The organism is Pseudomonas sp. DC3200b2, assembly GCF_049895785.1.
Lineage (GTDB): Bacteria > Pseudomonadota > Gammaproteobacteria > Pseudomonadales > Pseudomonadaceae > Aquipseudomonas > Aquipseudomonas massiliensis.
This window is the reverse complement of the sequence record NZ_JAFCTA010000002.1, coordinates 92,483-110,159: the sequence shown is the minus strand read 5'-3', so window position 1 is coordinate 110,159 and position 17,677 is coordinate 92,483. Positions and strand designations below refer to the sequence as shown.

The 17,677-nt window shown below is 61.7% G+C and carries 12 protein-coding genes; 6 read left to right on the top strand and 6 right to left on the bottom strand.

Going from position 1 to position 17,677, the window contains the following annotated elements:
* Positions 1 to 7: 7 nt before the first annotated feature.
* Both mqo and ACP691_RS06230 read right to left on the bottom strand, forming a co-directional pair.
* A complete protein-coding gene (gene mqo, locus ACP691_RS06235) occupies positions 8 to 1,642 on the bottom strand; it encodes a malate dehydrogenase (quinone) (RefSeq protein WP_426198663.1) in 1,635 nt (544 codons plus the stop codon).
* A gap of 267 nt (positions 1,643 to 1,909) precedes the next feature.
* Positions 1,910 to 2,587 carry a polysaccharide lyase family 7 protein gene (locus tag ACP691_RS06230; protein WP_426198662.1) on the bottom strand — a complete coding sequence of 226 codons (678 nt, stop codon included), beginning with the start codon at positions 2,585 to 2,587 and terminating at the stop codon, positions 1,910 to 1,912.
* A gap of 632 nt (positions 2,588 to 3,219) precedes the next feature.
* Between ACP691_RS06230 and ACP691_RS06225 the strand changes: the two genes are divergently transcribed.
* Both ACP691_RS06225 and ACP691_RS06220 read left to right on the top strand, forming a co-directional pair.
* Entirely contained in the window at positions 3,220 to 3,888 is a 669-nt protein-coding gene (locus ACP691_RS06225; protein ID WP_426198660.1) for a polysaccharide lyase family 7 protein, read from the top strand.
* A 381-nt stretch (positions 3,889 to 4,269) separates the two neighbouring features.
* Positions 4,270 to 5,157, top strand: a complete 888-nt coding sequence (locus tag ACP691_RS06220; protein ID WP_426198658.1) for a manganese catalase family protein — start codon at positions 4,270 to 4,272, stop codon at positions 5,155 to 5,157.
* Between the two features lie 47 nt (positions 5,158 to 5,204).
* On the opposite strand, the gene ACP691_RS06215 is transcribed toward ACP691_RS06220, so the two are convergent.
* Entirely contained in the window at positions 5,205 to 5,744 is a 540-nt protein-coding gene (locus ACP691_RS06215; protein WP_426198656.1) for a CinA family protein, read from the bottom strand.
* Positions 5,745 to 5,996: 252 nt separating this feature from the next.
* On the opposite strand from ACP691_RS06215, the gene ACP691_RS06210 reads away from it, so the two are divergent.
* On the top strand, positions 5,997 to 7,169 hold the full coding sequence (locus ACP691_RS06210) for a zinc-dependent alcohol dehydrogenase (protein ID WP_040262702.1): 1,173 nt from the start codon (positions 5,997 to 5,999) through the stop codon (positions 7,167 to 7,169).
* A gap of 50 nt (positions 7,170 to 7,219) precedes the next feature.
* Here ACP691_RS06210 and proP read toward each other — a convergent pair whose 3' ends face one another.
* Both proP and ACP691_RS06200 read right to left on the bottom strand, forming a co-directional pair.
* Positions 7,220 to 8,722 carry a glycine betaine/L-proline transporter ProP gene (proP, locus tag ACP691_RS06205; RefSeq protein WP_426198654.1) on the bottom strand — a complete coding sequence of 501 codons (1,503 nt, stop codon included), beginning with the start codon at positions 8,720 to 8,722 and terminating at the stop codon, positions 7,220 to 7,222.
* A 206-nt stretch (positions 8,723 to 8,928) separates the two neighbouring features.
* The gene (locus ACP691_RS06200; RefSeq protein WP_426198652.1) at positions 8,929 to 9,390 is read right to left on the bottom strand and encodes a PA2169 family four-helix-bundle protein; all 462 of its coding nucleotides are present in this window, start codon (positions 9,388 to 9,390) and stop codon (positions 8,929 to 8,931) included.
* 257 nt (positions 9,391 to 9,647) lie between these two features.
* Here ACP691_RS06200 and ACP691_RS06195 point away from each other — a divergent pair, with 257 nt between their 5' ends.
* The 3 genes from ACP691_RS06195 to ACP691_RS06185 all read left to right on the top strand — a co-directional run bounded on the left by ACP691_RS06195 (position 9,648) and on the right by ACP691_RS06185 (position 14,697).
* The gene (locus tag ACP691_RS06195; protein ID WP_426198651.1) at positions 9,648 to 10,988 is read left to right on the top strand and encodes an MFS transporter; all 1,341 of its coding nucleotides are present in this window, start codon (positions 9,648 to 9,650) and stop codon (positions 10,986 to 10,988) included.
* Positions 10,989 to 11,125: 137 nt separating this feature from the next.
* Positions 11,126 to 12,940 carry an ABC transporter ATP-binding protein gene (locus tag ACP691_RS06190; RefSeq protein WP_426198649.1) on the top strand — a complete coding sequence of 605 codons (1,815 nt, stop codon included), beginning with the start codon at positions 11,126 to 11,128 and terminating at the stop codon, positions 12,938 to 12,940.
* Positions 12,941 to 13,140: 200 nt separating this feature from the next.
* Entirely contained in the window at positions 13,141 to 14,697 is a 1,557-nt protein-coding gene (locus ACP691_RS06185) for a diguanylate cyclase (RefSeq protein WP_426198647.1), read from the top strand.
* Between the two features lie 15 nt (positions 14,698 to 14,712).
* Here the strand turns inward: ACP691_RS06185 and ACP691_RS06180 are convergent, their stop codons facing one another.
* Entirely contained in the window at positions 14,713 to 17,355 is a 2,643-nt protein-coding gene (locus ACP691_RS06180) for an excinuclease ABC subunit A (RefSeq protein ID WP_426198646.1), read from the bottom strand.
* Positions 17,356 to 17,677 lie beyond the last annotated feature (322 nt).

The following is a 17,677-nucleotide window of genomic DNA, read 5'->3' as shown; positions in this document are numbered from 1 at the left end:
CATGGGCTCAGAGCGCGATGTCCGAGGCAGGCGTGTCGTCGCTGGCGGGGCTTGCCGCCTGGGTGGCCGGGGCGCCGGTCACTGGTGGCGGCGGCGTCAGTTCCAACACCTTGGCAGTGTAGGCCCACTCCTGCGCGACCCGTGCCGGGCTATCGTTCAGACGGGTGCCGTAGCTCGGTACGATCTGGCGCAGCTTCTGCTGCCATTCAGGGGTAGCGACCTTGTCCTTGAAGACCCTTTCCAGCACGGTGAGCATGATCGGGGCCGCGGTGGAGGCGCCAGGCGAAGCGCCCAACAGGCCGGCAATGCTGCCATCCTTGGCGCTGACCACCTCAGTGCCGAGTTTGAGCACGCCGCCCTTCTCTTCGTCACGCTTGATGATCTGCACCCGCTGGCCGGCCTGCCACAGGCGCCAGTCTTCCTTGCGCGCATTCGGGAAGTATTCGCGCAGAGCGTTGAAGCGGTCGTCGTCAGACAGCATCAGTTGGCCCGCCAGGTACTCCACCAAGGGGTACTGGTCGATACCCACTTTGGTCATGGGCCACACGTTGTGGGTCGTGGTGCTGGTCAGCAGGTCCAGGTACGAACCGTTTTTCAGGAATTTCGTCGAGAAAGTAGCGAAAGGCCCGAACAGAATGACGCGCTTGCCATCCAGCACGCGGGTATCCAGGTGTGGCACCGACATGGGTGGCGCCCCTACCGAAGCCTTGCCGTAGGCCTTGGCCAGGTGCTGTTCAGCCACACTTGGGTTTTCGGTCACCAGGAACGAACCGCCTACCGGGAAGCCGGCGTATTCACGCGCTTCCGCAATGCCCGACTTCTGCAAAAGATGCAGCGCGCCGCCGCCGGCACCAATGAACACGAAGCGCGCATCGGTGGCCGTGACCTGGCCGTCCTTCAGGTTCTTGTACTCGACGTGCCAGCTGCCGTCGTCGTTGCGCTTGATGTCCTGGACTTCGCTGGACAGCTTGAGCGAAAAGCCCGGCTGCGCCTGCAGATGCCCCACGAACTGCCGGGTGATCTCACCGAAGTTGACGTCGGTACCGATGGGGGTCCAGGTCGCGGCTATCTTCTGCGCCGGATCACGCCCCTCCATCATCAGCGGAACCCACTGCTTGATCTGCGCGGCGTCTTCGGAATATTGCATGCCGCTGAAGAGCGGGCTGGCCTTGAGCGCCTCATAGCGCTTCTTCAGGAAGGCGATGTCGTCGTCGCCCCAAACGAAGCTCATGTGTGGCGTGGAGTTGATGAAGGAGCGCGGGTTCTTCAATACTCCATTACGGACCTGCCAGGACCAGAACTGGCGGGAGATCTGGAAGGATTCGTTGATCTCGACGGCTTTGGAGATGTCGACCTTGCCGGTCTTGTCCTGCGGTGTGTAATTGAGCTCGGCAAGCGCGGAATGGCCAGTGCCTGCATTGTTCCATCCGTTGGAGCTTTCTTCGGCAACGGCGTCCAGGCGCTCGACCATCTCCATGGACCATGAAGGTTCGAGCTCATTGAGCCAGATACCCAGGGTAGAACTCATGATGCCACCGCCGATGAGCAACACATCGACGCGCTTGGCCTCGGCACCCAGGGTGGTGCCGCTACCGACGGCAACGGCCAGGGCCAGCAGCGCCCCGCTTGCTTTCTTCAACATAATCACTTCCAGATCAAAAGGTCATTCGCCTGGCGGCAGCCAGCGTGCAGCCATTGGCCGGTGCAGTGCGAACGGGCGGCAGCCCGGCGGCCGGGCACGCTCTGATAAAGACGGCGCCCGACGCTGGCACGATAGGCCTCGGCTTCGGGCGCTTGCGGCGTGGGCAGGGGGCCCGCGCTTGCGCGCGGCAAAGGTACGGATGAAACCTTTCAGCAACCTTTCAGCATCACTGAAGTCTGTCCAATCCACTGTGACCTGTATCCTCGGTCAACTGCTTTTGTGCTTGTGGGAGACCGACAGGTTCTGAAAGATCACCCGCCCGCCTTCACTGCTATAGCCTGTATTGTCTTGGGTATAGACACCGGCCTTGAAGTACAACGGCTTGGTCTTCCAGGCCGAACTCAAGGTAGTGTTCCAGCCATAGTCGGCGGCCACTACAGACAATCGACCGCTCTTGGTCAGGGTAATCACATAGGAAAAGGCACGGTTGAGCGGCACCCTTTCGGCAATCACGATCACGGATGGATCGTCCTGGCTCGGCGAGCGCCGCAGCTTCGCCACGATATTGCCGAGCCGCTCGTTGTCCATGTACTGGTATTCGACCTTGATCAGCGGGTCATTGCTGTCGTACTGATGGATCTGGCCGATCACCACCTTCCCACTGGAAGGCACCTCCGTTACGGTCAGCTTTGCCCGAAGGTAATTGTCCGCGTCAGGATACTTCCAGTTTCGAACGGAACCGTCCGCGTAGGTTTCACGAAGCTCGCTGCGGGGGTACTTCGCGCTTTCAGTGGTGGACCCAGTGACGGGGGCCCAGAAATAAAGCTTGCTGCCATCCTTGCGAAAATATTTGTCCTTGTAACCCTTCACCAGGGCCGGCGTGTCTATGGTTTTCGCGGATGATCCGACGGGAACGCTCAAGTTCCAGGTTGAAAGATCGATCATGAAGGGTACGGCCAGAGGTTTGGGGATACATCCACTTCATCCCAGCAAACAAAGCGAACAGCCTGGCCCTGTCCTGGGCCAAGCGAGGCGACCGCGTTTATATAGCGAGCTTTCAACCCTGTTAATGATGGCGCGCTTGTGGATTGACGCTGTTAAGTTGGCAGCGCCTTACAGGCCGCATGATGAGAGGCCTGACGCCTTGAAACCGTTCGTCGGATACTTTGAAATGCTTAGAACTACCTGGACGCCATTTGATCACGGCCGCGTAATAGCGCTAAGCCACCAGTAGGGGTTGCCATGCGCGGGTCGCGGTGAGCGCGCTTACGGAAAAGTCGTGCCGTTCGTCGGGAAGGAATGAAGCTGCGGAATTTTCCAAAAGCCATAGCGTTACGAAAAGTCAAATTTAAGGCGTCATTTTAATACCGCAAGTCCTTGAATTCTCCTGCGCTGCGCGCCCGCAATATCATGAAGCCACTAATAGCACTCCAATATTATTTAGTCGTTTCGACGACTTTCTGGCGAAACGCCTGAAAATACTGACCCTTCAGCCTTTCCTCCGGTGGCCGAAAACCCAGTCACAGATGGTGAGCAGCGCTTACCGACCCCTTCGCTTGAATCCCCGGAGTTTTTCCATGATTGCCCTCGACACCTGGAACCTGAGCATTCCTGTCGGTAGCCCTTCCGTCACTATCGACACACCCAAGTTGGCTTCGGGCTACACCGATACTTTCTTCAAATCCGGCGATACCCTGTTCTTCTGGGCTCCGGTTACCGGCACCACCACCAAGAGCGCGAAATACCCTCGCACCGAGCTGCGTGAGACCAAGGCTGACGGTAGTCTCTATAACTGGAAATACGGTGCCGCCGACAACATGCTTCGCGCTGCGGTTGCAGTGAACAAGGTACCCTCCTCGGGCAAGATCGTTATCGGTCAGATCCACTGCTACGGCAGCACCGAGCCGATGCTCAAGCTCGAGTATCAATGGAAGGACGCGAGCCGCCTGGGCAACATCGTGGCCAAGTTCCGTGCCACGCCGGACTCTGAACCTGCGGTGATCACCGTCGCCGAAAAGGTGCCGATGAACCAGCGCTTCACTTACACCATTCATCTGACACCCACCGGCAACCTGACTGTGAACGCTGCCGGCTTCCAGTGGGGCAAGAAGGTCGATAACAGCTGGGCTTCGCAGTCTCTGTACTTCAAGGCCGGAGTCTACACCCAGGACAACACCGGTTACGCCACTGAAGGCGGAGCGGCGACTTTCTACAAACTGGCCATTGAACACACGCCCAAGAGTTGACCTGCCACAATCACGACTTAGCTTCCCTTCGGCCTGTCTCCGACAGGCCTTTTCATTTCCCGCCAAATCTGACCGCCACAGCAAAGCCGCCTTTCTTAGCGCCCGCGGACAGCGATGATCGCCGCCAGATCGATTGATGTTCTACATCGTTGTGATGATTTTTTTAAATGAACCATTGGCCTTTCTGGCTCCCTATATCCCTGTAACCAATGCAAAGCGGTTTTGGTTATTAGCGGAGATTGTTGCAAGTAGGGCGCTGGAGCTATTGGTCGGAAGCACTTCGTTTTCGTGGTCGAAGAGGCTTCGCCGGTACTGCAGAACGCCTTCACAGCACCCAGCTCCTGAAAGATTTGAACCCGTGACGAAACCGAGGACGAAAGTATGTTCATACATAACAAGCGTCTCCAGTACACCGTACGTGTCGCCGCGCCGAACCCAGGCCTGGCGAACCTGATGCTGGAACAATTCGGCGGCCCGCAGGGCGAACTCGCAGCCGCGATGCGTTACTTCACCCAGGCGGTGACCGAGGAAGATGCAGGTCGCAAGGACATGCTCTACGATATCGCGACCGAAGAACTCAGCCACCTGGAAATCATCGGCTCCATCATCGTCATGCTCAACAAGGGTGCCCGTGGCCAGCTGGCCGAGGGTGTGCAGGAACAGGGCGAGATGTACCGTGCGCTCACCGGCGCGGGCAATGACTCGCATATCACCAGCCTGCTGTATGGCGGGGGCGCTGCGTTGGTCAACTCCGGCGGTGTGCCATGGACCGCGGCCTACATCGATACCATCGGTGAACCCACCGCGGACCTGCGCTCGAATATCGCCGCGGAAGCGCGTGCCAAGATCGTCTACGAACGCCTGATCAATGTCACTGACGACCCGGGCATCCGCGATGCCCTGGGCTTCCTGATGACCCGTGAAGTGGCGCACCAGATGTCCTTCGAGAAGGCGCTGCATTCGATCCAGCCGAACTTCCCGCAAGGCAAGCTGCCACCGAAGCCTGAATTCGCCTCGGTGTACTTCAACATGTCCCAGGGCGACGATATGAAGGGCCCGTGGAACCAAGGCGAGAACGCGGTAGCGGAGTGGGAGGTCCGTGAAGCTACCCCAGCCGTGGACGGCGGCGATGGCCTGGCCACCGTGGACCTGCCCCCGCAGGACTTGGAAGTGGTCGAAGCGATGAAGTTGCGGACCATGTCCAACCCTGAGGCCGAACCCCTGACCGGAGCCGACCTGGGCAAGCTGGGCGCGCCCAAGACGCTGTAAATTGGGTGTTGGCTACACGAGGCCGCCTCCGGGCGGCCTCTTTACGTTCAGCTCATCCCATTCGCGCCAGCCGCCTCCCCTTGCAGCATGCGCTGGTGAAATTCCCGCACAGCGCTCAACGCATGGCTGGAAGCCTGACGGATCACTTCCTCACGATCGCCATCGAAGCGTTCGGTACCGGAGAATAGCGCCGTGCCCTGCTCCGTTGCGAACGCCCAGGCGAAGCAGACGGTGCCTGGAGGGATATCGTCCATGGGTTCAGGCCCGGCCACCCCGGTAGTGGCCACCGCCACATTGGCTTCGCTGTCATGCAAGGCACCTGTGGCCATTTCCCGGGCCACCTCCTCGCTGGTCAGGCCGAACTCTTCGATGGTGTTGGAGCTGACGCCCAGCAAGCGGTGCTTCGCCTGAGGCGAATACACCACATAGCCACTTTCCATCACCTGACCGCCACCGGACACAGATCCGATGGCGGCGGCGATCAGGCCAGCCGTGCAAGACTCGGCGGTGGCCAGATAGAGATCATGTTCGTTCAGGTAATCCACAAAGGTTTCAACATTTTCCACGGCGGGTTGGGGCATCTTCATTGCAAGGTTCTCTAAGTCGATTCACGGGCACTACCTCCCATTAGAGAGAGCCACGAGTCGGCCGTTTCACTGGATCGTCTGCCTGCCTGACTCGGCGACCGTCCATCCTCGCGGGCTACCGCTCGGATAACCGCTTGAACTTGCCGCCGTCCCGCTCGCCTGAACAAAGAGGGCGGTGGAAAGGCGTGCTGTTCATGGCAGCCAGGCGATGTCCCACGGTGGCCCATCCGACCATACCCAGGAGGAAGATTCATGAAAGCGCTACGTTGGCATGGCAAAAAAGACATTCGCTGCGACGATCACCTGCCGGACCCCACCATCGAAGATCCCCGGGACGCCATCATCAAGGTCAGCTCCTGCGCCATCTGCGGCTCAGACTTGCACCTTTATGACGGCTTCATGCCAGGCATGAAGCATGGCGACATCATGGGCCATGAATTCATGGGCGAAGTGGTGGAAGTCGGTTCCGCGAACAAGAAGCTCAAGATCGGTGATCGTGTAGTGGTGCCCTTCACCATTTGCTGTGGCGAGTGTGAACAGTGCAGGCGCGGCAACTTCTCCGTATGCGAGCGCAGCAACCGCAACAAGGACCTGGCGGACAAAGCCTTTGGTCATTCTACCGCTGGCCTGTTCGGCTATACCCATTTGACAGGCGGCTACCCTGGCGGCCAGGCGGAGTATGTTCGGGTACCCTTTGCCGACTTTTCCCCGGTGGTCATTCCTGACGGCCTTACCGATGAGCAGGTGCTGTTCTTGGGCGACATCTTCCCCACCGGTTGGCAGGCTGCCGCCCAGTGCGATATCCAGCCCACCGATACCGTTGCGATCTGGGGCGCCGGGCCCGTCGGGCAGTTCACAATCCGCAGCGCGGTGCTGCTCGGTGCCAAGCAGGTGGTCTGCATCGACAATGTGCCGGAGCGCCTGGCCATGGCCAAGGCCGGCGGCGCGATCACCATCAACTTCGATGAAGAAAGCGTGCTGGACCGCCTTGGCGAACTGACCGGGGGCAAAGGGCCGGAAAAATGCATCGATGCGGTAGGGATGGAATCCCACGCCACCCGTTCCTTCGACTCGGTGTACGACAGGGTCAAGCAGGCGGTGATGCTGGAATCGGACCGGCCCCACGTACTGCGCGAGATGATGTACGTATGCCGGCCGGCCGGTACCCTGTCGATTCCGGGCGTCTACGGCGGGCTGATCGACAAGGTGCCGTTCGGCGCCGCGATGAACAAGGGCCTGACGTTCAAGATGGGGCAAACCCACGTCAACCGCTGGACAGATGACCTGCTGCGGCGCATTCAGGAAGGCCAGATCGATCCGAGCTTCGTGATCACACACACCGTAAGCCTTGAAGAGGGGCCGGAAATGTACAAGACCTTCCGAGACAAGAAAGACGGTTGCGTCAAGGTGATCCTCAAGCCCTGAGTCGAGGCGGGGTCGAGGCAGCGAGCGCCGAGCGCTCGCTGCCTGTCGCGTCAGTCGATGCGGGGATGCTGTTGCACGAGCTCTTCGCGCTTGGCCTGTAGCCGGGCGATCTCGGCGTCCAGGGCTTCGACCTTGTGTTCGATGGTGTCGTGATGCTCTTGCAGCAGCTCCTTGGCTTCTTCCAGGTCCGAAGCTGTGGGGGCCGCGCCGCGCAACGGCTTGTTCGCGGTTTCCTTCATGGTGATGCCAGTGATCAGCCCGATGATCGAGACGACCATCAGGTAGTAGGCCGGCATGTAGAGTTCCTGTGTGCTTTCCACCAGCCATGCCGCGACCGTGGGTGTCAGCCCGGCAATCAGTACGGAAATGTTGAAGGCGCTGGCAAGGGCGCTGTAGCGGATATGGGTCGGAAACATTGCCGGCAGGGTCGAGGCCATGACACCGATGAAGAAGTTGAGCATCACCGCAAGAATCAGCAAGCCCCCGAAAATGCGTGCCATATCGCCACTGGTGATCAGCATGAAGGCCGGGATCGCCAGGAAGAACAGGCCAACGCTGCCACAGATGATGAACGGCCGACGTCCGAACCTGTCGCTCAAACGGCCGATGAAAGGCTGCACGAACAGCATCCCCACCATGATCGCGATGATGATGAGCACGCCCCTGCTCTCGCTGTAATGCAAGTTGTGGGAGAGATAGCTCGGCATGTAGGTCAACAGCATGTAATAGGTGACGTTGGTAGCCACCACCACACCTACGCAGGTGATCAAGCTACGCCAGTGTCGGGTGGCGACTTCCTTGAACGATACCTGCGGGCCGCTGGCCAGACCCTCGCGGTCCCCGTGTTCAAGCTTTTCCACGTGTTGCTGAAAGGCCGGCGTTTCCTCCAGCGCATGTCGCAGGTACAGGCCCAGCAGGCCCAGCGGCAGGGCCAGGAAGAAGGGCAGGCGCCACCCCCAGGCCTGGAACCGTTCATCCCCGAGCATGGTTGAAATGGCGACCACCACCCCGGCGCCCAACACGAAGCCGGCAATAGAACCGAAGTCCAGCCAGCTGCCCAGGAACCCTCGCTTGCGGTCTGGAGCATATTCGGCCACGAAGATGGACGCGCCTGTGTACTCCCCGCCTACGGAAAAGCCCTGGGCCATCTTGGCCAGCAGCAGAAGGATCGGCGCCCAGAGGCCAATGGAGGCATAGGACGGAATCAAGCCGATGGCGAAGGTGCTCAGGGACATGATGACGATGGTAGCCGCGAGCACTTTCTGTCGACCGTAGCGGTCACCCATGGCGCCGAAGAACAGTCCGCCCAGGGGCCGGATGAGGAAGGGCACGGAAAAGGTCGCCAGCGCGGCGATCATCTGTACGCTGGGGTCGGCGCTGGGGAAGAACACCTTGCCCAGTACATAGGCGACAAAGCCATAGACGCCAAAGTCGAACCATTCCATGGCGTTGCCCAGGGCCGCGGCGGTGATCGCCTTGCGCATCTTGGCGTCGTCTACGATGGTTATATCTTTCAAGCCGATGGGCTTGACGGTTTTTCTACGTGCTTTCATGCAAGTCACCTGAAGCTGGCCAGTCGTGTCCAAGCGACGCTCACCCAAGGGCTAGCGTAGCGGCTGAAGTTCAGAGGCAAGGCTGGCGAAAAAATTCAGTACTGACATGGACTTGCATATCCGGACCGGCCACGGGCCCAGAGCGCGGGGAGAATAATCGAGCAAATGGTGGCCAGAGATGGGGGCAAGGCTGCCCCCGAACCGCTTTACTTCTGGGCGCGAGCCTGGTCGCGCAGCGCCTTGACCTTGTCATGGTTGCGCAGCACGCCTTCGTATTGCTTCTGAATCACCGCGCGCACATCCGCGGCCAGATCATTGTTTTCAAGCGCCTTGGTGTAGCTCTTCTTGGCCACGTCCTCTCCTCGCTCAGCCTCGTTGAGCAGGGCGGCGTCGTCCTTGCCCGTGATCGCGGCCTTCAGGTCTACCCAGCGGCGATGCAGATCGCCCGCCACGCTGGTCGAGGTTTCCGGATCGCCACCCAGTTGGCGGACAAGGCCCTGCAGTTCGGCAGCGGCGCGGGCGGTATCATCGGCGGCGCTGGTGAATACAGCCTTGAGTTCAGCGCTCTTGGTCTGCTCGGCCAGATCCTTGAAACCGGCTTCGCCGTCTTTGGAGGTCTCGATCAGGTCGTTGAGCACCTTGATGGTTTCTTTAGTGATATCAGTCATGGTTCGTCTCCTTATGGACGGCCCTTCGGGCCCTTGAGGCAGCCAATAGATAGCCGGTCAATAAGTTAGGAAGGCCGCTTGGCTTAAGGTTCAGAATTTCTCGGCAGCATGTCTGGCAGGCAGCTCATCGGTCGTTGACATAACCTGAAACAACGTCATAGGATGTCGTACAAATTTACCCGTGAGTCCTTCGCGAGGTAATGCCGCTCCGTCGGCACCGGTAGTTCGGTAATAAAAAAAACAAGGGAACCACTACGATGACAACCCAGGCCCCGCCGCAGGTCCAGCCACACGCACGCCCTGTTGCCCAGGAACAGACCCGAATCAGCAAGTACAGATGGGTCATCTGTGCCCTGCTATTCATCGCCATCGGCATCAACTATATCGACCGCCAGATGATCGGCATCCTCAAGCCTACGCTTGCGGCCGAACTTCAATGGTCAGAAACCGACTACGCCAATATCGTGTTCTGGTTCCAATGCGCCTATGCCATTGGCTTCATTACCTTTGGCCGGCTCATTGACAAGGTGGGCGTCCGGGTGGGCTACGCCCTGGCGTTCACTGTATGGACCTTCGCCAGCATCGGTCACGGCCTGATCAACACCGTGACCCAGTTCGCCATTGCTCGCTTCACCCTGGGCTTTGGCGAGTCGGGAAGCTTCCCGGCCAGCCTCAAGGCTGTGTCGGAATGGTTCCCACAAAAGGAACGCGCCCAGGCTACCGGGATCTTCAACGCCGGCACCGCCATGGGACCGATCATCACCCCCCTGTTGGTTCCAGCGATCACCCTGGCCTGGGGCTGGCGTACCGCGTTCATTTCCATCGGCCTGGTCAGCCTTCTCTGGCTGGTTGCCTGGCTGTTGATGTACCGTCGCCCTCACGAGCACACCAAGGTGAGCGCCGAGGAACTGGCCTATATCCAGTCCGACGACACCCCGGTGTCCGCCAAGCCTGCCGCGCCGGTGAAAATCTCCTGGTTCAAGCTGCTGCGCTTCCGGGAAACCTGGGCCTATGCCGCCGGCAAGTTCCTGACCGACCCGATCTGGTGGCTGTATCTCTTCTGGCTGCCAGACTTCCTGGGCAAGACCTACGGCTTGAACCTCAAGAGTTTCGGCCCGCCCCTGATCGCTATCTATCTGCTGGCCGACCTTGGCTCGGTGTTGGGTGGCTGGGGTTCCTCGCGACAAATGAAGAGCGGCCTGGGCGCGAACAGAGCGCGCAAGACCACCATGCTGATCTGCGCGCTGGCCGTTATCCCGATCGTCAGCGCACAGTTCGTGTCCAACCTCTGGCTGGTGGTAGGCATCATCGGCCTGGCCGCCGCCGCGCACCAGGCGTGGTCCGCCAACCTGATGACCCTGCCATCGGACATGTTCCCCAAGGAAGCCGTGGCTTCGGTGATCGGTATCGGCGGCATGGCCGGCGCCATGGGCGGCATGCTGATGACCACCTACAACGGCTACATCCTTGAAGTGTTCAAGTCCTACCAGCCGATCTTCATTGTGGCCGGTAGCGCCTACCTGGTTGCCATTGTGGTGATCCATACGCTGACTCCCCGCCTGCGCCCAGTAACCCTGGATCGCATCAGGGTCAACTAAGCGCTCGCCAGGACCACCCTTGGCCGTGTCGCTCATCGACACGGCCTTTTTTATGGGTGCGCGCAACGCAGGCCGTATCGACCTTCCCGGCAACGAAGCGGTCCAAGCCCTGACCTCGACTACCTGGAGCCAGAGCGATGTTGTCACCGCGCGCTTTCGTCGCCTTTCTCGGCCAGGGCCGCCGCGCCGTCGCGCTAGTGTGGCGCACCTCCCCTGCCCTGCTGCTCGGGTTGATCGCCGCCACCCTCTGCGCGGGATTGTTGCCAGCGCTCGCCGCATGGCTCGGGCAGCGCATCGTGGATGCAGTGGTCACCGCGATGGCGGCCCATGCCCAGGGCGGTCAGCCCGCACTATGGCCGGTCCTGCGCTGGCTGGTGGCCGAAGCGGGGGCGCTGGCGCTGCTGGCCGCGGCGCAACGGGCGCTGTCCGTTCAGCAATCCCTGCTGAGGGTGCGCCTGGCGCAAACAGTGAACCTGTTGATACTGGAGAAAGCCCAGACCCTCCCTTTAGTGCAATTCGAGGATTCAGACTTCTACGATCGTCTGGTACGGGTCAGGCGGGATGCTTCGACGCGTCCACTGGGATTGGTGACCAAGGCCCTTGGGCTGATCCAGAACCTGGTTGCCCTGACCAGTTTCGCGCTCCTGCTCGCACACTTCTCCCTCTGGGCACTGGCCATCCTGGTGATCGCCGCCCTTCCCGTCTTTTTCGCCGAGACCCGTTTCTCCGGGGATGCCTTTCGCCTGTTTACTCGCCGTGCGCCGGAAACCCGCCGACAGAACTACATCGAAACCTTGCTTTCCCAGGAAGCGCATATCAAGGAAGTCCGCCTGTTCGGGCTGGCGCCGCTGCTATTGCAACGCTACCGGGAAACGTTCGATCGCCTCTACGGTGAGGATCGCCGCCTGACCCTGCGGCGCGACGGCTGGGGCTTCGCGCTTGGTTTGCTCGGCACCCTGGGGTTCTATCTGGCCTATGCCTGGGTCGTGCTTGCCACCGTCTCCGGGCAGATAAGCCTGGGGCAGATGACCATGTACCTGGTGGTGTTCAAGCAGGGGCAGGCGGCGATCAGTTCCAGCCTGAGCGCCATTGGTGGGGTATATGAAGACGGCTTGTACCTAAGCAACCTGCATGACTACCTGGAACACCCGGTGCCCGCGCCCACCGGCACCGCGACCAAGGGCAGCGCGCCCAACGACGGCCTGCGCTTCGACGGGGTGGGCTACACCTACCCGGGCGCGACACGGCCCGCGCTCACCGGGATCGACCTGCATCTGGCGCCGGGCCAAAGCCTGGCCCTAGTCGGCGAGAACGGCTCCGGCAAGACCACCCTGATCAAGCTGCTCACCCGTCTATATACTCCTACGCATGGGAAGATCCTTCTCGATGGCACGGATCTACAAGCGTGGGACCTGCAGGCGCTTCACCGACGCATCGGCGTGATCTTCCAGGATTACTTGCGCTATCAGATGACCGCTGGGGAGAACCTGGGAGTAGGCGACGTGACCGCCTTCGACGACGAGCAGCGCTGGCGTCAAGCTGCCGAGCAAGGCATGGCGGCGGACTTCATCGAGCGCTTGAGCGACGGCTATCGCACCCAACTGGGCAGATGGTTCGCAGGCGGCCAGGAACTGTCCGGCGGCCAATGGCAGAAAATCGCGTTGTCACGGGCCTACATGCGCACCCAGGCAGATCTGCTGGTACTCGACGAACCCACCGCGGCCCTGGACGCGGCGGCCGAAGCCGCGGTGTTCGAGCGCTTCCGCGCCTACGCCCGCGGGCGCATGAGCGTGCTGATCTCCCATCGGTTCTCCAGCGTTCGCAGCGCTGGACAGATCATCGTGCTGGACCAAGGCAAGATCCTGGAGCGAGGCGATCACCTGAGCCTGATGGCCCAGGGCGGGCACTATGCGCGTCTGTTCGAGCTCCAGGCCCAGGGGTATCGTGCCTGAGCGCAAGGCTGCCCGGCGCGGCGCTTGCGCCCGACCCAGGCCCGATCGGTATGGCCCTGATCACCGTCAAGGTCGGCTGTAACAGCGACAGGCTTCAAGTGACAGACCCGCAGCTTTCGATACCCATCCACCGCCAAGCCTGCCAGACTGTCGAACAAACCGTAACGGCCTGCCTGAAAACCCCGATGGCATCATCCTACATGCCCCCCTCTACCTCCATCGACCTTGCCGAGCGCCGAGCCCGGCGCATGCTGCGACTGTTGCCGCTGTTCACCCTGAGCGTCATCGGCATCATCATCGCCCTGGAAGGCTTGAGGCTGTGGCATGACTACCGCCGTGTCATCGGTGAAGCCAACGCGAGCGCGACCAACCTGGCCCGTGCCGCGGCGCAGAACGTGGAAGACGCCCTGCGCCAGGTCGACTCCATGAGCGGCGGTATCACCGAGCGCATCGAGGGTGACGGCCTGGCCAACCTCAGGGCGTCTCGCCTGCATGCCTTGCTCAAGCGCCAGGTCGAGCTGCTTCCCCAACTGCATGGCCTGTTCATCTACGGAGCCGATGGCCGCTGGCTGGTCACCGACAAGGCTCAGATACCACCCAACGCCAATAATGCCGACCGGGAGTATTTCGCTTGGCATCGGACGCACGCCGACCGGCTGTTGCATGTGGGCCCGGTCATTATCAGCCGCTCCACCGGCGATCCGGTGATCCCTGTCTCGCGGCGGATCAACAACCCTGACGGCAGCTTCGCCGGGGTCTTTCTGGCAACCCTGCGCCTGGCCTATTTCCAGCGCTTCTACGCCGGTTTCCAGATCGACGACCAGGGCACCTTCGTGGTTGCCCTGGCCGATGGTACCCTGCTGATGCGGCATCCTGCCTTGCCCGGTATCAGCGGGCGGGACCTGGGTCAAAGCCCGTTGTTCCGCGATTACCTGCCACGAGTAGACAGCGGCGTGGTGGAACTGGACTCTCCCCTGGACGGCATTCGGCGGATCTACGGCTTTCGCCGGGTCGACGGTTATCCTGTGGTGATCCAGGCAGGTCTTTCACGCCAGACCGCATTGCAGCCCTTGCTCCTGGACGTGATCAAGACCGCCCTGGTGCTAGGCGTGCTCTGTTGCGGAATCGGCCTGTTCGGGGCGGCCTTGTTGCGGCAATTCCGCTACCGCCTGGTCATCGAAGGGGAATTGCGCGCCGCTCACGAAAGCCTCAACCAGATGGCGTACCAGGACGGGTTGACCGGGCTGGCGAACCGCCGCCGTCTGGACCTGGCACTGAACGATGAATTGAGCCGGGCACGGCGGCTGCGTTATCCGGTAGCGCTGATCATGCTGGACCTGGACCGCTTCAAGCTGTTCAACGACCGCTACGGACACCCCGCAGGGGATCACTGCCTGGTGGCCGTGGCTGGCGCGCTCAAGGCCACGGCGGCCCGATCCAGCGACTTGGCGGTGCGCTATGGTGGCGAGGAAATGGCACTGTTGCTGCCGAACACTCCGTTCCAGGGCGCCTGCAAGGTGGCCGACGACCTTTTGCAACGTATCAGGGCCCTGGCTATTGCTCACCAGGATAATGAGCGCGGCGTGGTTACCGCCAGCCTCGGAATATACGTCTGCCACCCGGCCGAGCAAGCCGTACAACCGGCTGACCTGATCAAGGCCACCGACGCCCTGCTCTATGCGGCCAAGCACTCCGGCCGTGATCGCTGGCGCGGCGCCAGCGCCGGCATCCTGGCCCAGGGAACCGGCGCCGGCTGAGCCCCACGAGATCGTTCAGCCGCTGGCCAGTTCCAATGCCTGAGCCAGGAACGGCGCCGTGGCGCTTTCCCTGCAAGCGGCAACCGTTTTCGGCGGCCCGGCGACCACTATTCGGCCGCCCGCAGCCCCAGCGCCGGGCCCCAGGTCGATCACCCAGTCGCTGGCGGCCACCACTCGCATGTCATGCTCTACCAGGATCACGCTATGGCCCGCATCCACCAACCGGTTCAGCTGTACAAGCAGGCGATCCACATCCTGAGGATGCAGCCCAGTGGTCGGCTCGTCCAACACATAGAGCGTCGCGCCGCGACCGCTGCGTTGCAGTTCGGTGGCCAGCTTGATGCGCTGGGCCTCGCCTCCGGACAATTCCGTCGCCGGCTGGCCCAGACGCAGGTAGCCCAGGCCGATGTCCTGGAGCACCTCCAGCGAGCGAAGGACGGGAAGCTCCTGGGCGAAGACTTCCAGCGCCTGCTCCACCGTGAGCTGAAGCACCTCGGCGATGCTCAGGCCCTGCCAGGTCACGGCCAGGGTCTGCGGACTATAGCGGGCACCGCCGCATTCAGGGCAAGGGGCGTAGACGCTGGGCATGAACAACAACTCCACGCTGACGAAGCCTTCACCCTCGCAGACAGAACAACGTCCCTTGGCCACATTGAAGGAAAACTGCCCGGCATCGAACCCGTGGGCCCTGGCTTGCTCGGTGGCCGCGAACAGCTTGCGCACATGGTCGAACAGCCCGGTGTAGGTCGCCAGGTTCGAGCGCGGTGTCCGGCCGATAGGCTTCTGGTCCACTGAAACCAGGCGACGCAGCTGGTCCAGGCCATCGACAAGCCTGCCCAGGGTTGGCCCGGTGGCCGCGTCCTCCAGGTCGAGCGCCTCTTCGCCAAGCGAGGCAGGTTTCTGCCCCAGGCTCGCCCCTACCAGTTCGAGCAGGGCCTGGCTCACCAGGGTGGACTTGCCAGAGCCGGAGACGCCGGTCACCGCGGTCAGGCACCGCAGCGGAAAGGCTACATCCAGACCCCGCACATTATTGCGACATACACCGGCCAGGCGAAGCCATCCCTGGGGGCTGCGAGCGGTGTGGGCAGCAATGGCCGGCTGGTTGAAAAGGTAGGCGGCGGTACGCGACTCCCTGACCTCGCCCAGCCCCCGGGGCGGCCCACTGTAGAGCACCAGCCCGCCTCGCTCTCCGGCGTCGGGCCCTACATCGACCAGCCAGTCTGCCCTACGCATGACCTCCAGGTCATGTTCCACCACGAACACCGTATTGCCCGCCCGCTGCAACCCCCGCAGAGAGGCGTAGAGAGCCTCGCTGTCAGCCGGGTGCAGGCCTGCCGAAGGCTCGTCGAGGACATAGATGACACCGAACAGCTGGGAGTTGAGCTGAGTGGCCAGGCGCAGACGCTGCAATTCACCGGAAGACAGGGACGGTGTGGACCGTTCCAGGTCGAGGTAGCCCAGGCCCAGTGTCTGCAACGTGCGCAAACGCTCCAGCAGTTCTTGGGCGATGCGTTGCGCGGCCATTCGCTTTTCGATCGAGAGATTCGGCGTGCCGCGCACGTCACGCCCGCCAGCGTGAGCGTTGGCTCCGGCGGCGGCACGCTGTTGGCGAACCTCATTCAGCTGGGCGCGGCTGAGCGCTGCATTATCTTCGCTTGGCTGTGCAGGGTAGCCAGCGGCGGCGATCGGCTGCAATGCCTCGCAAAGCTCGTCCATGGGCAAGCGGCTTAGCTCAGCGATGTCCAGGCCCGCGAAGCGCACCTGCAGCGCCTCCGGCTTGAGCCGCTTCCCCTGGCAGGCCGGGCATGGGCTGGCCTGCATGAACTGGCTGACCCGCTGGCGCATCATCGCGCTCTGGCTTTGGCTGAACGTGTGCAGCACATAGCGCCTGGCTCCAGTGAAGGTCCCCTGGTAGCTGGGCTCAAGCTTGCGCTTGAGCGCGGCCCGGGTCTGCGCTGGCGTAAGACCGGCATAGACCGGCACCGTAGGCGTTTCCTCCGTGAACAGAATCCAGTCGCGCTGAGCCTGGGGCAGCTCCCGCCAGGGTAGGTCGACGTCATAGCCCAGGGTAACCAGAATGTCCCGTAGATTCTGCCCTTGCCAGGCCGTAGGCCAGGCTGCCACGGCACGCTGGCGAATGCTCAGGGAGGGATCTGGCACCAGTGAGGCTTCGGTCACATCAAATACCCGGCCGATGCCTTGGCAATGCGGGCAGGCGCCCTGGGGCGTATTGGCGGAGAAGTCTTCGGCGTACAGCATCGGTTGCCCCGCCGGATAGCTGCCGGCACGGGAGTAGAGCATGCGCAACAGGCTGGACAGGGTCGTGACGCTGCCTACCGACGAGCGCGCGCTGGGCGTGCCGCGCTGTTGTTGCAGAGCCACCGCCGGTGGCAGGCCTTCGATGGCATCGACGTCGGGAACCCCGGCCTGATCGATCAGGCGACGGGCATAGGGCGCCACGGATTCGAAGTAACGGCGCTGCGCTTCGGCATAGAGGGTGGAAAAGGCCAGGGAAGATTTACCCGAGCCAGATACTCCAGTGAATACCACCAGGGCGTCACGTGGAATATCGACGTCGACGTTCTTGAGATTATGTTCGCGCGCCCCGCGTACCCGTACGAAACCGTGGGCCGAGGGAGCTTTCGGGGAATCGCTCATCGAAGGTCCTTGGTTGGAAGACCTTCGTTCGATTCCCTGTCGACCGGTATCGTTCAGCAGCCGGGGCGAAGCGGCTTCGACATCAAGGCTTGATGGCAGGCTCAGCGGCGGTGGTCGCCAAGTGGGACCTGGCTGCCTTGCGCTCTTCACTGACCATGATCTGCGGAGTCGAGGTACAACGATACTTAATCCCGCGCGTCGTAGGCATGGTAGCCACGCTTTCCATGCACTCCGCTCGCGAGGAATAGGCAGTTGGCCGCCGCTCCTCAAGGCAGCCTTCGGCCGCCGTGCACATACTCATTACAACCACGAAAACACTCAT

What these genes read in the sequence shown, in the direction of transcription:
- ACP691_RS06225 (WP_426198660.1), top strand. Translation starts at nt 3,220, where the DNA reads ATGATTGCCCTCGACACCTGGAACCTGAGCATTCCTGTCGGTAGCCCT.
- ACP691_RS06220 (WP_426198658.1), top strand. Translation starts at nt 4,270, where the DNA reads ATGTTCATACATAACAAGCGTCTCCAGTACACCGTACGTGTCGCCGCG.
- ACP691_RS06230 (WP_426198662.1), bottom strand. Translation starts at nt 2,587, where the DNA reads ATGATCGATCTTTCAACCTGGAACTTGAGCGTTCCCGTCGGATCATCC.
- mqo (WP_426198663.1), bottom strand. Translation starts at nt 1,642, where the DNA reads ATGTTGAAGAAAGCAAGCGGGGCGCTGCTGGCCCTGGCCGTTGCCGTC.
- ACP691_RS06210 (WP_040262702.1), top strand. Translation starts at nt 5,997, where the DNA reads ATGAAAGCGCTACGTTGGCATGGCAAAAAAGACATTCGCTGCGACGAT.
- ACP691_RS06190 (WP_426198649.1), top strand. Translation starts at nt 11,126, where the DNA reads ATGTTGTCACCGCGCGCTTTCGTCGCCTTTCTCGGCCAGGGCCGCCGC.
- ACP691_RS06195 (WP_426198651.1), top strand. Translation starts at nt 9,648, where the DNA reads ATGACAACCCAGGCCCCGCCGCAGGTCCAGCCACACGCACGCCCTGTT.
- ACP691_RS06185 (WP_426198647.1), top strand. Translation starts at nt 13,141, where the DNA reads ATGCCCCCCTCTACCTCCATCGACCTTGCCGAGCGCCGAGCCCGGCGC.
- ACP691_RS06215 (WP_426198656.1), bottom strand. Translation starts at nt 5,744, where the DNA reads ATGAAGATGCCCCAACCCGCCGTGGAAAATGTTGAAACCTTTGTGGAT.
- ACP691_RS06180 (WP_426198646.1), bottom strand. Translation starts at nt 17,355, where the DNA reads ATGAGCGATTCCCCGAAAGCTCCCTCGGCCCACGGTTTCGTACGGGTA.
- ACP691_RS06200 (WP_426198652.1), bottom strand. Translation starts at nt 9,390, where the DNA reads ATGACTGATATCACTAAAGAAACCATCAAGGTGCTCAACGACCTGATC.
- proP (WP_426198654.1), bottom strand. Translation starts at nt 8,722, where the DNA reads ATGAAAGCACGTAGAAAAACCGTCAAGCCCATCGGCTTGAAAGATATA.